Annotated in this window: 12 protein-coding genes; 6 read left to right on the top strand and 6 right to left on the bottom strand. The window is 40.3% G+C overall.

What is annotated here, in order from left to right; genetic code table 11:
* Nucleotides 1-168 precede the first annotated feature (168 nt).
* From rne to CTN01_RS03040, 6 genes are all read left to right on the top strand, one after another.
* Nucleotides 169-3,453, top strand: a complete 3,285-nt coding sequence (gene rne, locus CTN01_RS03015; RefSeq protein WP_045149520.1) for a ribonuclease E — start codon at nucleotides 169-171, stop codon at nucleotides 3,451-3,453.
* A 240-nt stretch (nucleotides 3,454-3,693) separates the two neighbouring features.
* Nucleotides 3,694-5,250, top strand: coding sequence for a SulP family inorganic anion transporter (locus CTN01_RS03020; RefSeq protein ID WP_045149521.1), 1,557 nt, complete (start codon nucleotides 3,694-3,696; stop codon nucleotides 5,248-5,250).
* Between the two features lie 160 nt (nucleotides 5,251-5,410).
* Nucleotides 5,411-6,439 carry a nicotinate-nucleotide--dimethylbenzimidazole phosphoribosyltransferase gene (cobT, locus tag CTN01_RS03025; RefSeq protein WP_045149523.1) on the top strand — a complete coding sequence of 343 codons (1,029 nt, stop codon included), beginning with the start codon at nucleotides 5,411-5,413 and terminating at the stop codon, nucleotides 6,437-6,439.
* Nucleotides 6,436-7,263, top strand: a complete 828-nt coding sequence (locus CTN01_RS03030) for an adenosylcobinamide-GDP ribazoletransferase (RefSeq protein ID WP_045149524.1) — start codon at nucleotides 6,436-6,438, stop codon at nucleotides 7,261-7,263. The genes cobT and CTN01_RS03030 overlap by 4 nt, the downstream gene beginning before the upstream one ends.
* A 9-nt stretch (nucleotides 7,264-7,272) precedes the next feature.
* Complete coding sequence (gene cobO / locus CTN01_RS03035) at nucleotides 7,273-7,878, top strand: cob(I)yrinic acid a,c-diamide adenosyltransferase (protein WP_005368737.1); 606 nt, start codon at nucleotides 7,273-7,275, stop codon at nucleotides 7,876-7,878.
* Nucleotides 7,879-8,031: 153 nt separating this feature from the next.
* Entirely contained in the window at nucleotides 8,032-8,466 is a 435-nt protein-coding gene (locus tag CTN01_RS03040) for a phosphate-starvation-inducible protein PsiE (protein WP_005368738.1), read from the top strand.
* Between the two features lie 56 nt (nucleotides 8,467-8,522).
* Here CTN01_RS03040 and CTN01_RS03045 read toward each other — a convergent pair whose 3' ends face one another.
* From CTN01_RS03045 to apbC, 6 genes are all read right to left on the bottom strand, one after another.
* Complete coding sequence (locus CTN01_RS03045) at nucleotides 8,523-9,575, bottom strand: metal-dependent hydrolase (RefSeq protein WP_045149526.1); 1,053 nt, start codon at nucleotides 9,573-9,575, stop codon at nucleotides 8,523-8,525.
* Between the two features lie 344 nt (nucleotides 9,576-9,919).
* A complete protein-coding gene (yhjD, locus tag CTN01_RS03055; protein ID WP_045149528.1) occupies nucleotides 9,920-10,885 on the bottom strand; it encodes an inner membrane protein YhjD in 966 nt (321 codons plus the stop codon).
* 168 nt (nucleotides 10,886-11,053) lie between these two features.
* Nucleotides 11,054-13,246: an AsmA family protein gene (locus tag CTN01_RS03060; protein WP_045149529.1), complete on the bottom strand. Its 2,193-nt coding sequence runs from the start codon at nucleotides 13,244-13,246 to the stop codon at nucleotides 11,054-11,056.
* A 231-nt stretch (nucleotides 13,247-13,477) separates the two neighbouring features.
* On the bottom strand, nucleotides 13,478-14,071 hold the full coding sequence (dcd, locus tag CTN01_RS03065; protein ID WP_005368745.1) for a dCTP deaminase: 594 nt from the start codon (nucleotides 14,069-14,071) through the stop codon (nucleotides 13,478-13,480).
* Between the two features lie 124 nt (nucleotides 14,072-14,195).
* Nucleotides 14,196-14,840: a uridine kinase gene (gene udk, locus CTN01_RS03070; RefSeq protein WP_005368747.1), complete on the bottom strand. Its 645-nt coding sequence runs from the start codon at nucleotides 14,838-14,840 to the stop codon at nucleotides 14,196-14,198.
* Between the two features lie 143 nt (nucleotides 14,841-14,983).
* Nucleotides 14,984-16,075, bottom strand: a complete 1,092-nt coding sequence (gene apbC / locus CTN01_RS03075) for an iron-sulfur cluster carrier protein ApbC (protein WP_045127831.1) — start codon at nucleotides 16,073-16,075, stop codon at nucleotides 14,984-14,986.
* Between the last annotated feature and the right edge of the window lie 3 nt (nucleotides 16,076-16,078).

Here is a 16,078-nt window from a genome sequence, read left to right on the forward strand (position 1 = left end):
TTTTAGATCTAACCATCTCACATACAGTTGGCTGATAAGTGTGGCCAGAAAGCACTCCTGCATTCCAACCGTGAGGTTGCAACCGTACATCAGACTTGGAGTCCGGCGCCATCAAAAAACAGATGTAACTAGCGTACTAATACAACGACAATAAATGAGTACAATATAATGAAAAGAATGTTGATTAACGCAACTCAGAAGGAAGAGTTGCGCGTCGCATTAGTTGATGGCCAAAAGCTATTTGATCTTGATATCGAAAGCCCTGGTCACGAATCTAAAAAAGCAAATATCTACAAAGGCCGCATCACACGCATCGAACCAAGTCTGGAAGCAGCGTTCGTTGATTATGGTGCTGAGCGTCATGGTTTCCTTCCTCTTAAAGAAGTTGCGAAAGATTACTTCCCTGCCAATTATTCTTACCAAGGTCGTCCTAATATCAAGGAAGTCCTAAAAGAAGGCCAAGAAGTTATCGTTCAAGTTGATAAAGAAGAACGCGGAAACAAAGGCGCAGCCCTTACTACTTTTATCTCTCTAGCAGGTAGTTACCTTGTTTTAATGCCTAACAACCCTCGTGCTGGCGGTATTTCTCGTCGTATCGAAGGTGAAGAGCGTACCCAACTTAAAGCTGCACTAAGCACATTAGACTTACCGCAAGGTATGGGTCTGATTGTACGTACAGCTGGTGTGGGCAAATCAGGTGAAGAGCTTGAGTGGGATTTAAACGTTCTACTAAACCATTGGAATGCTGTAAAAGAAGCAGCCGATTCACAATCAGCTCCGTTTCTTATCCACCAAGAAAGTAATGTGATTGCTCGCGCAATCCGCGATTATTTACGTCGTGACATCGGTGAAATTCTTATCGATAGCCCGAAAATTTTCGACCGCGCACGTGATCATATTAAATTAGTTCGTCCTGATTTCTTGTCTCGTGTGAAGCGTTACGAGGGTGAGGTTCCACTATTTAGCCACTACCAAATTGAAAGCCAAATTGACTCTGCGTTCCAGCGCGAAGTTCGTTTACCTTCAGGTGGCTCTGTTGTTATTGATCCAACAGAAGCATTAACGTCTATCGATATCAACTCTGCTCGTGCAACAAAGGGCGGCGATATTGAAGAAACAGCACTACAGACAAACTTAGAAGCTGCCGATGAAATTGCACGTCAATTACGTCTACGTGACTTAGGTGGTCTGGTTGTTATCGACTTTATTGATATGACACCTGTTCGCCACCAACGTGAAGTTGAAAACCGTTTACGTGAAGCTGTTCGTATGGATCGCGCACGTGTTCAAATTGGTCGAATCTCACGTTTCGGTCTACTTGAAATGTCTCGTCAACGTTTAAGCCCTTCTCTTGCAGAAGCGAGCCACCACGTTTGTCCTCGCTGTTCTGGTACTGGTGTTGTTCGTGATAATGAATCACTATCACTATCAATCCTACGACTAATCGAAGAAGAAGCACTGAAAGATAACAGCTCACAAGTACTTGCTATTGTACCTGTACCTGTTGCCTCATATCTTCTCAACGAAAAGCGTCGTTCAGTTCAGCACATTGAAAAGTACCACGGTGTACGTGTTGTTATCGTTCCTAACTCTGATATGGAAACGCCGCACTTTGAAGTTCTGCGTATTCGTGAAGGTGAAGAGCAAGATACACTTTCATACCATATCCCTAAAACGTTAGAAGCGTTAAAAGAAGCTGAAGCAATTGAAGCACCACAACCTGAGCGCGTTATCAAAAAACGTGAAGAGCCAGTACTTCAAGGTTTCACTGCACCAAAACAACCAGCTCCTGTTGCAAAACCTGCAGCTAAGCCGACACCAAAAGTAACGGCTAAGCCTGCTACTGAATCAACCAATAAACCTGGTTTGTTAAGCCGTTTCTTCTCTGCATTAGCATCATTCTTCTCTGGTAGCCCTGAACAGCAACAAGAGAAACCTGTTGAAGTAAAAGCAGAACCAAACAACAATCAAAATAATCGTCGCAACAACAACCGTCGCAACGATCGTTCTGACAACCGTCGTAATAACCGTGACAACAGTCGTGATAACAACCGTCGTAATAATCGACAAGATAACAACGATGTTGAGAACAATGACGAACGTCAAGAACGTAATAACGAGCAACGCCAAAATCGTCGCCGCAATGACCGTAACGACAAAAACCGTCAACAGCAAAACGATAAGGCTGCAAAAGCTCCTCGCCAAAACCGTAATAACGATGAAGCGAAAGAGCAAAAGCGTCAGTCTCGTAAAGAAGAAACTCAAGCGCAAAAACAGCAACGTCAACAACAAGGCGAGCAAACAACTAAAGCAACAACTGAACAACCTGCTGATGCACAACGTGATAGCGAAGAAAAAGCGGTAAAAGTGAAGCAACGTCGCCAGCGTCGTCAACTTCGTAAAAAAGTACGTATCACAGATAATGTTGAAAAATCAGTTGAACAACAAAATGCAACCGTTGATGCTGTCGAAAAAGTTGAAGCTGTTGAAACTGCTGTAGAGCAAACACCATCACCATTAATGGCATTGGGCACCAGTATTGCTAAAGAAGCACAAGACAAACCTGAAAAAACTCAGGTTGTGTCTGACGAGCAAACTGATAATGAAGAGCAGGAAGGCACTCAGCGCCGTAATCGCCGCTCACCACGTCACTTACGTGCAAGTGGTCAGCGTCGTCGCCGCATGCGTGATACACGCGTAGAGAAATCTGACTTTGTTACCAATGAAGAAGCAAATGCCATTGAGCAGGCTGCTATTGATGCTGCTGATAGTATTAGCGAGATGGTTAATGTTGTTTCTATCGTTGAAAAGCCAAAAACAATGCGTCCTACTTCAGGTGTTGCAATCCCTGAAATGGCAATGGGTAAAGTTTGGTCTCGTATCAAGCCAGCCGTTGAAGCGCCTGTTGAGAAAAACATCACAGAAGAGAAAGCTGATACTGCAGATATGATTGATGAAGTTGAAACAAATGACATCATCATTAATACACCAGTAGTAGAAGCTAAATCTGAAGTAGTTGCAGTTGAAACGACGACACTTTCTGGCGTTGCTATTCCTGAAATGGCGATGGGTAAAGTCTTCCCACGCTATACAGCAGAAGAAACAACAGTGGAAATGAAGTCAGAACCTGCTGCTGAGCAAGTGGTTGAAAAACCAGTTATTGTTGAAGAAATAGCAGCTCCGGTAATCAAAACAGAAGAGACAGTTGAAATTAAATCACCTGTAACTGCAGTCGTTGATTTACCTGCTGTTGCAACAGCTGTAATGGCAACCTCACCTCGTGGTTTCCATGCTACCTCTGCAATGACAAAAGCGCCAGCACCTGAAGAACATGTTTCAGGCTCTGTTGTTCAAGCGGCACCATTACGCGAGCGTACTAATACACGTGCGGCGGGTAGCCAAACAGCAACAAACAGTGCTGCAGCACCAATGACTAAACCTTCTTTTGACTAAAAGTTAAGTTTAGCAATGAAAAAGCCATGCTCTTGCATGGCTTTTTTATTATCTAATTATGAGTCAAAACCAGCGCACTTTATGTTTAATAATTACATATAGCTCTAATTTTTTACTTGTAAGCGGAGTAAATGCCGTTATTAGCCGACAAAAGTTGAAGCTAATTACAACTTTCTGTAGCATTCTGTTAACCAAAATGCGCTTTAAATACAGCAAATAATAGAAGAATCCTCAACTAACATGTTAGATTTTCCCCAAAAAACTCATCAATCCGTCAAAAATGACGTACTTTCAGGCTTAACCGTTGCACTTGCATTGGTACCTGAAGCCGTTGCTTTCGCATTCGTTGCTGGCGTAGACCCGATGGTTGGCTTATATGCAGCCTTTATTGTCGGTTTAATTACTGCCGTTTTAGGTGGTCGCCCAGGTATGATTTCAGGTGCTACAGGTGCAATGGCCGTTGTGATGGTTAGCCTTGTTGCCCAGCACGGTATTCAATATCTTTTTGCTGCCGTCATGCTTGCAGGTTTACTGCAGATCCTTGCGGGGGTGTTTCGTCTCGGTAAATTTATTCGAATGGTACCTCACCCTGTCATGATCGGTTTTGTTAACGGTCTTGCGATTGTAATTTTCTTAGCTCAGTTAGGTCAGTTTAAAATTCCGTCTCTTGATGGTGGCTTAGAATGGATGCACGGCACACAGCTTTACATCATGTTAGGCTTGGTTGCGTTAACCATGCTTATCATCCATTTTTTACCAAAACTAACTAAAGCAGTTCCCTCTTCACTTGTTGCCATTTTAACTGTTACAGCATTAGTTCATATTTTAGGTTTAGACTCTCGTACTGTCGTCGATTTTGTTCGCACCATGAGTGGTGACGCAAATGCAACACTGGCAGGCTCTTTACCAACATTCGCTTTACCGGATGTTGGCTTTAACCTCGAAACCCTAAAAATTATTTTGCCTTACTCATTAATCCTTGCTGCGGTTGGTTTAATCGAATCATTACTAACGCTAACTGTGATTGATGAAATGACAAATACGCGTGGTCATGGTAACCGTGAATGTGTTGGTCAAGGTGTTGCAAACGTTACTTGTTCAGTATTCGGGGCGATGGGCGGTTGTGCCATGATTGGTCAATCCATGATCAATATTAACTCTGGTGGTCGTGGTCGTTTATCCGGTATTACAGCTGCTATTGGTCTTTTACTGTTTATCTTATTTGGTTCATCATTTATTGAAATGATCCCGCTTGCTGCACTTGTTGGCGTTATGTTCATGGTTGTGATCGGGACGTTTGAATGGGCAAGCTTCAAAATGATGCGCAAAGTACCTAAGCACGATTTCTTTACCATTATCTTAGTAACTAGCGTTACGGTAATTGCAGATCTTGCGGTTGCAGTACTTGTCGGTGTTATTTACTCTGCACTTGTGTTCGCTTGGAATCACGCTAAAGAAATTTATGCGGCAAGCCACATCGATGATAATGGCGCAAAAGTTTACCAAGTAAATGGTCCACTTTTCTTTGGTTCAGTATCACATTTCCTTGAGTTATTTGATGCTCAAAATGATCCAAAAGAAGTGATCATTGATTTTGCTAAATCACGTGTTGCCGATCATTCCGCTATCGAAGCGATTGATACGATTGCAGAACGTTATGCTAATCGTAATAAAACCATTCATTTACGTCACTTAAGTCCTGAGTGTAGTAAGTTGCTGAAAAAAGCAGGAAGTTTGGTTGAAGTTAACGTTCTTGAAGATCCAACCTATAAAGTTGCTTCTGACGTACTAGGCTAAGATATATTAACAAGCCCACTTACAAGGTGGGCTTTTTTCTACCTGTAGATCATATTTTACGTTTGTTTTTCTCATTCCGACTCCCCTTATGCCAGCTTTTCTGAAACAATCACTGTATTAAGTAATTAATAATTCAAACATTCGGCAAAGGATTCGCACTGTGTTTACCATTTATCCTGTAGATAAAACTCAATCTATCCACATTAAAAAACGCATTGATAATAAAACAAAGCCCATTGGTGCGTTAGGCCAATTAGAACCACTTGCTGAACAACTCGCATTAATACAACAACGCGATACACTGACTATCGATAATCCTCACCTCCTTATTTTCGCGGCAGATCATGGCATTTCACAACATGGAATAAGTATTGCGCCCGCAGAAGTAACCACCCAAATGGTCCATAATTTTTTAGCCGGCGGTGCGGCAGCAAACTGTTTTTGCCGTAGCAATAATATGTCGCTTAAAATTGTTGATGCTGGGATTTTAGGCGATGTTGATGATCATCCAGATTTAATCAGGCTGCCATTAGGCAAAGGAACTCAAGATTTCACCACTCAGGATGCAATGTCGCTTGATACCGTACAACAAGCAATTTCTGCAGGAGCGAGCGTTGTTGACTCGCTGCATCAATCAGGTACAAATCTTGTTGCGTTTGGGGAGATGGGGATCGGCAATACCAGTAGTGCAGCCGCAATCATGGCATTGCTGCTTAATCTTCCTGCAGATGCATGCACAGGGCATGGTACAGGTATTGATGACAGCCAATATCAAAAGAAATTAGCGCTTATTCGTCTTGCCTGCAAACATCACTATAGTGCGACAGGCGATCCGTTAAAAGTGTTATCCGCTGTTGGTGGATTTGAAATTGCACAAATCACAGGCGGTATACTACAAGCAGCTGAAAACCGTATGATTATATTAGTTGATGGCTTTATTGTAACGGCTGCAGCCTTGCTGGCTGTTGCAATTAACCCGAACGTTATCGATTATCTTGTTTTCTGTCATCATTCAGAGGAAGCCGGGCATCATCGTATGCTTCAACATCTTAATGCCTCTCCATTACTTAACTTAGGCTTACGTCTAGGGGAAGGGACAGGTGCTGTATTAGCACTGCCTTTAATTAAAGCTGCGTGCGCATTTTATAATGATATGGCGAGTTTTGATGATGCAGGAGTTACTGTGTGAGTACTGAACATCAAACACAGAGCAAATCATCACTAACGGAAAGTGGCTATCGATATCAATGGCAACTCTTTTTAGTCGCATTAGCGTTTTTCACTCGTATTCCTATACCAACCAGCACTCCATTTAGCACTGAGCGATTAAATCATGCCAATCGCTACTTTGGTGTTATTGGTATTATTGTAGGAGTGATATGTAGCTTAATATACCTACTATTTATTCTGCTTTTTCCCGCTACAATTGCGATTGGTATAGCAATGATTTCAGGTCTCTTAATCACGGGAGCTTTCCATGAAGATGGACTAGCTGATGTGTTTGACGGCTTTGGCGGTGGTTGGACGGTTGAATCAAAGCTCAATATAATGAAAGATTCTCGCCTAGGCACGTATGGCGCTTCAGCACTAGTCATGGCATTAGGTTTAAAATGGCTAGCACTGGTCTCATTGGCTGATATAAACCTCTACTTCCCTATCTATGCCTTCATTGTTATTCATTGTATAAGCCGAGTAGCTGCAGCAAGTCTTATCTTCTCTTACCCTTATGTTCGTGCAGATCAGGACAGTAAGGTTAAACCTTTAGCCAATCAGCAATCTTTGCTAGATATTGGGATCTTACTAACAACAGGAATATTAGTACTTTCAATATTACCTCTATCTCTTGCATTAAGTTGCCTTATAACAACCATCTTGATTCGTCAAAGTTGTGGCTATTGGTTCAACCACCAACTCGGTGGATATACTGGTGATTGTTTAGGAGCGACACAACAACTTGCAGAGATAGCCGGATACCTGACATTATTAACCTTTGCGAGTAATTATCATTTTTAAGGATTTCAGATGACAGATACAACCAACAAGGATGATCGCCATAAAGCGCGCCAACAAAAATTAAAAGAGCAAGTTGATGCTCGTATTGATGCCGCCCAACAAGAGAAAGGACTAGTTCTGGTAATCACTGGCAATGGTAAAGGAAAATCTACTTCAGGGTTTGGCATGATTGCGCGAGCCGTCGGACATGGTCAGCACTGTGGTGTCGGGCAATTTATAAAAGGCACATGGGACTGTGGTGAGCGTAATTTGCTAGCGCAACATGGTGTCAACTTTGCAGTCATGGCGACTGGATTTACATGGGAAACTCAAAATAAAGAAGCTGATACAGCTGCTGCAAAAGAAACATGGCAACAATGTAAAGCAATGCTAGCTGATGATAGCTATGATGTTGTATTACTCGATGAGCTTACTTATATGATCACCTATGATTATATTGCGTTAGATGACGTTATTGAGGCTATAGAAAAGCGCCCTACAACACAATCGGTGATCATTACAGGACGAGCGGCACACCGACAATTACTCGAAATTGCCGATACTGTATCAGAAGTGCGTAATGTTAAGCATGCCTTTGAAAGCGGAATAAAAGCGCGAAAAGGGATTGACTGGTAAATGCGAATAAGCCATTAAAAGTAATAAACCTTACTTTTAATGGCTAAATAACCAACAACCAGTTAATTTTTTACATTTATTACTATCACAGAGTCTATAGCTTCATATAATAGCGGCATGCTTATCAGCCATTAATGCTATTTTGGAGCAATTATGCCGTCCCATTTACCAAAAGCGTTTAGCAAACCTTTTCTTAAAATATTTCATACCTTAGAAGCAATTCTTTTGGTTGGGATAACACTTTCAACCGTCGTTGCCATGTTTAATGAATTTATACATGTCATCGTAGAGAGAAATATTCTACTAACAGACATTCTTTTAATGTTCATCTATTTAGAAATATTGGCCATGGTTCAACAGTTTGTTGTTAATGGTAAAATTCCAGTACGTTATCCTATCTATATTGCAATAATGGCGATTGCTCGCTACATCACACTGGGTATGAAAGAATTAGATGGCACCTTTATTATTTGGCTATCGTTAGCCGCATTTGTTTTAGCTGCAGCAACAGTACTTATTCGTATCGGTCATCATTACTGGCCTTATGAAACGCAAGAAGATCCAACCAAAAAACAAGCTGATGACTAATCTGATGATTTAAAAATTAAAAAAGGCACTCGATATTGCCTTTTTACTTTTGACCTCTAACTTTGGCTAGTAGTTACCAGTGGACACTCATTGATATGGCAAAGATCGGCATTTACATCCTGATTCCCCAGCAAACGTAGCCATAAAGCCGGAAGGTGTTTCGGTTTCACTTTTCGTTCTTCTATTCTAACCGGAGGAATTAATTGCCAATCTTTTTGAGATGTTCGTTTCGCAACCACAAATCGAAATGGTAGATACTCAATTAATCCCAACCGTAAATCAGTTACGACTAATTGATTATCAATAATCTTATATTGAATATAATTATTTGAAAATTTTTTAAGATCATCAACATGAACTGAAGTTTGCTCCAGCGGCCAAGATCCCCGCTCTCGCTGAGCCCATTGAATGGGATATTCGCCGTACTTTTTACTATCTAATAATGAGGAAAAACCTTCATAATATTTATTACCATCTAAAATAATGATCCGCCACAATACAGTATTAAACGGTGTTGGACTAATAAATATCGGTTTGTTGACTAAAGGCGTGTTTTTTACTTCATCATGGACACGCTGATTTATTATTGAATAAGCTGCGATAGACCATACTAAATAGCAACTTGATATTAATAGCCCGACACCACATAACTTCGCCATTTTCTCCTGCCACAACAGGCTAGCAATTAACATAACCAATAGCGGTAAGGTATAAAGCGGATCGATAATAAAGATGCTGGATATTGCTACGCTGACATCTAAAGGCCAGAAAAGCTGCGTACCATAAGTGGTAAACGAATCTAATAATGGATGGGTGAGCAAGCACGCCGCTATAAGCAACCATAACCGACTAAATGATAATACGTTAGGCCGAAAACGATCCCACAAAGCAGTGAGTAATAAAGAAAATGGTAGCAATACAAAAAGTGAATGGCTAAAGCCACGATGTTTCACCGTATCTGAAATAGGATCGCCATAGCTAATAAATACATCCAGATCTGGCAAAGTACCTAAAGCTGCTCCTGCTAATAACGTTTTCGGCTTACAGTGACGTCCAGCCACAACCGCTGCAACAGATGCGCCTAATGCTGCTTGCGTTATTGAATCCACATACACTCCTTTGTATTTCATTGTTTGTAAATGTGAAATTTTATTGCCATTTCAAAAAATTTTAACTGCGAACATTGCGAAGCCCCCCTTCAGCATAATGAAAATCAAGTGCTAGGTTACGCTATCGCATACATTGTAATTGTTAGTATTATCTTACTCTCCATTGGAATTAATACATTTATAACGATGGCTATTTCTGTCGTTAGTTACGCACTTATTCGTCATAAATTCATTGAACCTTTTATTGAGATTGAATGTAATCAGTCAATTCCTAACGGATCTAGAACTTTCCACACAAAAAAGGGATGACATGTTTTGTCATCCCTCCTCTTTTCTAACACTGTTTATTGTTTTTCAGCATCACTAGCGGGTAATACCCGATGTTCATTCGCTGTCGCAATCCAAGCGGCACAAAATAACGTCAGACGCGCAAAGAAATAGAAAAATGCCATTAAGCCTATAATTGAACCAAACGCAGCACCTGATGGGGAACTTGCCAGTTTAGGTAACATGAATGTCATGGCAAACTTAATTGCTTCAAAGCCTATCGCAGCAAGTAGTGTTCCTTTCATTAGTGCCCAGCGATTAAATCGGCGCTTAGGTAACATCCAAAAGATCCATAAAAACATAAGATAGTTAGCGCAGATCGATATCGTTAAAGCTGTAGTGGTAAGAACAGGGCGTAGCCAAGTAATACCTTCTAAACCTAGCGCATCAACAATCGTTGCTTGCGCAGAGCCAGCCACTGACGTTAGCACAACGGTAAAAATTAATGCACCAACTAACCCAGTCAATGCAACAAAATCTTTCACATATTGCAGTAAAAAGTGATCTTTATCTTCAGGTTTACGTTCCCATACATCACGGGTTTGTGCGCGAATGGCTTCACGTAAATTTCCCATCCAACTAATACCAGAATACAAAGCAATGGCTAAACCACTTAAACCGACGGTTGTACGCTGGCTAATTGCAATATTCACGGTGTTTTTTAATGTCGTTGCTAAATTTGGATCAGTAACACCCTCAACTATTTTATCAATAATACTATTTAACAATGAAGCATTTGAGGCCAATATAAAACCTGCTGCTGCAAACAACACCATTAAAATAGGGATAAGAGATAAAAAAGAAAAATAAGTGATTGCAGCACCAAACTGACTCCCTAATCGATCATTAAAGCGATCCGCAGCGCGGATCAAGTGATCAATGGGAGGTAATGCTTTTATTTTATCGACCACAAAAGTAACAATCGTCATTACTTTTGACATCAAGGTTGTTTTTTCATCTGTCGACGTCGGTTTATCTATCATAATTCATCATCATGGCGTCATTCATTTATCAAGTTACAGTAATCACTGCTCACCGTCTTACTATAAAGTCGCCATTTACTTTTTAGTATCAGATACATATAAAATAGAAAAGGCTTGCCTTAATAAGCAAACCTTTTCAATAATAACGTGACCAACATAAAAATATTGTTAATTAAACAAACCTTTAAGCAATTGATCCGCTACATTTTTAATCTTTTCGTCTTTGGCTTTATCGCCCAATAACTTTTCAAGACCTCGGTTTAGCTCTTTCTTCGCTTTCTGCTCTAATCCGCTATTTTGCTTAAAAAGATTTTTTAAATCTAATTGGTATTTAGGCTCCTGCCATGTGCCTTTTATTCTAATTGGAACAGTAATACCTTTCAATTCATCTAACCCTTTGCCACTTGCTACAATGGCGGTATCGACAGAAAAGTTTAATGACTCATTATTTAAATTAGTCGTACCACTACCATTAATATCAAGTAATGGTGAAACTAGATGAAGATTATCGATCTTTGCTTGGCCTTGTCCTAATTGCAGCAATGCCGTTAAAGAAGAGAAATCGGTTTTCTTTTGCTTCTGACTATCTGCTAACTTCTCACCTTTTAAACGGGCTTTTGCAGAACGGATCATCTCCGATATATTCACACCATAAACAGCGCCGTCGGTTAGATTCACATTAATCGTACCTGTACTGTTATTTTTCAAATGTTGTGAAGATAAGCCTTTACCTGCAAGGTTAACAATAATATTTGCACGTCCAGCTAACTGCTTATTATTAGCAACATCTTCCAATAATGGCTGGATATCAACACCCTTTATTTGATTATGGAATTGATAGCTAGCTAAAGGTGTATTTACATTCAATTGTGCAGATGCACTCACTGTGCCTTTATATAAATTTGCCGTAAACGAATTTAGCTTTGCAATCCCATTTTGAATGACAAGTGACAGTTTCACATCAGACAAATGTGCCTGTGAAATAATGAACTTTTTCGCCATTATCGTTCCGTCAACATCAATACCTTTTAATACTGAAAGATCCGGCTCTTGTATTGCAGGAGGAGTATTTGATGCCGATTGTGAAGATGTTTGTTGTGGCGTTGACGCAGCGATTTCGGTTGATGCGTTGTTTGCAGCTTGATCTGATGCTGCAGGCTTTTCAGATGAAACCTGTCCGTGTTGCTTGTTAAGCCAGTTATCAACATTAATATTGTCGCTAGATAAATTAAAACGGATAACGGGAACATCACGGTTGATAAATGATACATCTCCCATTAACGCTAGTTCATCAGCATTCAGATTGAGTTTTGATAACGTCGCTGTTTTTGTCGTTAAATCATAACTAGCATTAGTTTTAATGTTTACCTGCATCTTAGGGCGAGGTAACGCTTTGCCTGACAATGCATTATCTATTGATAAGTTCTCTAACGTCAGAATATTTCTATCAGACGATAATTTAAACTGGGTTTGCCCTTTGGTAACAAAAGCTAACTCTGGTAATTGGCCATCTATATTTAGATTAACCGTTGTCCATTGACCATATTGAAAGTGATCCAACGTCACTTGAGCATGTTTTATCTCTGTTTTTCCATCTTGGGCCGTCAGAGATAAATCTAGATTTTTTAATTCAGCTAATTGATATGCAGAAGACAAACTTAACTCGGTACTGCCTTTAGCTGCAAATTTTAGCGCATTAGCACTGCCCGAAATATCAAATGTCGCTTTCGTCCATGTATTTGGTGTCAGTTTGTCTAAGGTGAAATTCACCTTATTTAACGCGATATTCGATCCGGTTTTGTCATTAATAATATCAACACTAGCATTGATAAGTTCAACTCCAGCAAGAGATATTTTCCACGGCTGTGTCGTTACCTTTGACGCAGTTGACTTCTCATCCTGAACATTACTAACAGCATCTTTATTAGCTTTTGATGGTGTAGAGTCATTCACTTCTTTGGTTGATGACTTTTCAGTTAAACCATCTAAATTACTACGACCATCTTTCAATGTTTGCACAAAAACATGCGCACCATCTAAACGCACTTTACCAATATCAAGCTCATGAGATAAAAGCGGCAATACTGAAACAGACAGCTCAGCTTGCTTAAATTGAATCAGGTTTGGTTGAGCAAACCCTTGAGGGTTATTTAACGTTGTTTCCCCCACACTTAAACCTAATGTTGGGAAAAAACGCCAATTAATATCGCCGCGAATATCCAATTCTCGCCCTGTTTGCTTTTTTACTTGCTCTGCAATCGCAGCTTTAAACTGATTGGGATTTACTAACGTGACAAGGGCTGTGATCCCTAGTACAACGACGATAATAATACCGATTAAAACATACAGTAATTTTTTCATACTACCCTCTTTCCCTTGCGCCCATTATCACGATGAGAAATCTGCATAAGAAATATAAACTATTAAAATATAAACTTAATATTATTAAGCTCTGCGTTATGACAATGATTTATAATGATAGTTTCGACCTAAAACATCATAGTAGTACTATCAGGCGATAAAATATGACACATAACAAAAAGGCAATCACTATGGATTGCCTCTTAGTATACAAATTATTGAAGACTAAAATTAACCTTCTTTGTCATCTTCATTAATACGGCTGGCTACCGCACCTTGCTGATATTTATATTTAGCGTCAACACGTTTGTTATACGGTTTTTCAGCTTCACCAGATAAGGTTTCAAAACTTAACGCACCAATTGGCATATGTGGACGCAATGCCAGTGGTAAGCGGCCTGAATTATAAAATTCAAGTACGATACGACCAGACCAGCCTGGATCGATACGGTGTGCAGTAACGTGTACCATTAGACCTAAACGCGCTAATGATGATCGTCCATCCAACCAACCTACGATATTAGCAGGTAATGTCACTGATTCATGTGTCACGGCTAAAGCGAGCTGCCCTGGATGAAGGAAAAAAGCTTCTCCTTCCTCAACAACAATTTCATCACTCATTACTTTATCAAGCTGCGATGCTACATCTTCTTTCTTTCCAGAAAGGTCGATAAAGGGTGCGCCATGATCATTAAATATACGGAAGTTATTACCAAGGGTCACATCAACAGTTAAACCACTAATACAGTCATCTGCTGGACGTGGCTCGATATTGATTTTTCCTTCATCAAGGTACGCCTTGATATCCTTGTCACAAAGTCTCATTTGAGCTTTCTCCTGAATAACAAAACACACGTATTATCAATAAAATAATACCTGTGTAGGCAAATCTTAACAGGGTTTCCCGAAAGATAAAAATAAGGCTGGCAAAGGCCAGCCTTATAAAAAGTTAAGAACGTAACAACTTCGCTATATGCGCTTTAAGTACGTCGATAGCAATTCGGTTTTTACCACCGCGCGGAACAATGATATCAGCATATTGTTTTGACGGTTCAATAAATTGCATGAACATAGGGCGCACCGTCTTTTGATACTGAACAAGCACAGATTCCATTGTACGACCACGCTCAGCAACATCACGTTGTAAACGACGAAGTAGACAGATATCAAGTGGCGTATCCATAAATACACTTGCATGCATAATATCGCGTAGGCGAGGATCAGTAAGTAAAAGAATACCTTCTAAAATAATCACCTTTTTAGGTGTTAATAAAGTAGTCTCTTTCATACGAGTATGTTCACTGTAACTGTACTGTGGAACTTCTACCGCTTCACCTTTGATTAACTGCTCTAGGTGATCACAAAGTAAATCATGATCAAGCGCATTCGGGTGATCATAGTTAGTTTTGACCCGCTCATCCATGGTCAGGTGACTTTGATCGTTATAGTAACAATCTTCCGTAATAACACCGATCTGATGATCGCCTACTTTTTCTTTTAGTTCTTTGTATACAGTACTGGCAATCAGACTTTTACCGGATGCAGAAGCACCTGCAATACCAATAATAACGCATTGGTGTGAATTTTCAGACATATCAGAAGGCACCTGTTAGACCACGTGGCGAGATAAATAATTAAACCGCCTGATTATAAGCAGTTGTTATGCCAGATGCCAATAAAAATGAGACATCTGACACGTTTGAATACAAAACAGCCAAAGACCGTCTCATATTTTTGTTACATAGTACGAATTGTAATCTGCTCTACCGCCGTTTCGCCTTGCCAGTACAAACGACTTGCAACAGTCGCGGCTAATTCAATGTAAGCCATCGCTTGCTCAGAGTTAGGAGATACTGCCACAGTTGGTTTACCGTTATCAATATCTTGACGTACCTTAATATCAAGTGGGAGTTGCGCTAATAATGGCACTGAATATTCTTGTGCCATTTTTGCTGCGCCGCCAGTACCAAAAATATGCTCATGATGACCACAGTTACTACAAACGTGGTAACTCATATTCTCAACAATCCCTAGAACTGGCACATCCACTTTATTGAACATACTAATACCCTTAATAGCATCAGCTAAGGCTAAATCTTGTGGTGTCGTCACAACTAGCGCTCCAGTTACAGGTATTTGTTGTGATAACGTCAGTTGAATATCACCAGTACCCGGTGGCATATCAATCACAAGGTAATCAAGATCAGGCCACCAAGTCTCATTGATAATTTGTGCTAACGCTTTTGACGCCATAGGACCACGCCAAATCGTTGCACTTTCTGCAGGTACTAAATACCCCACTGAATTGGTATATAACCCGCAAGACTCAATTGGCAGCATCATTTTACCATCAGGAGATTGTGGCTTTTGATCCATGGTGCCTAACATCATAGGGACAGATGGGCCGTAAATATCTGCATCAAGTAATCCAACTTTAGCTCCTTGTTGCTGAAGACCTAAAGCTAAATTAACTGACGTTGTTGATTTACCAACACCACCTTTCGCCGAACTCACTACGATAATATTTTTCACACCGCGTAATGGTTGCTTATTCTCAACAGCCAAGGTAGCGACTTTTGCGCGTACATTAAAAGTCGCATTTGAAGGAATAACACCATTATGTTGCTCGCTGGCAATCCACTCTTCGAGTTCATTAACCAATTTAGCCGCAGCAAAAGGAATGGTGATGGTAATTAAACCATCTGCAGAGATAGAGACAACATTGGGCATATCCGCCCACTCTGAATTCAAAAGAGAATGCTCAAAGTGATTTAGCCATTGGCATATATCAGCAACATTCTGAAAACGATGAGTCACATCGTTAGTCATAAG

Source organism: Photobacterium angustum, from assembly GCF_003026365.1.
Taxonomy (GTDB): Bacteria; Pseudomonadota; Gammaproteobacteria; order Enterobacterales; family Vibrionaceae; genus Photobacterium; species Photobacterium angustum.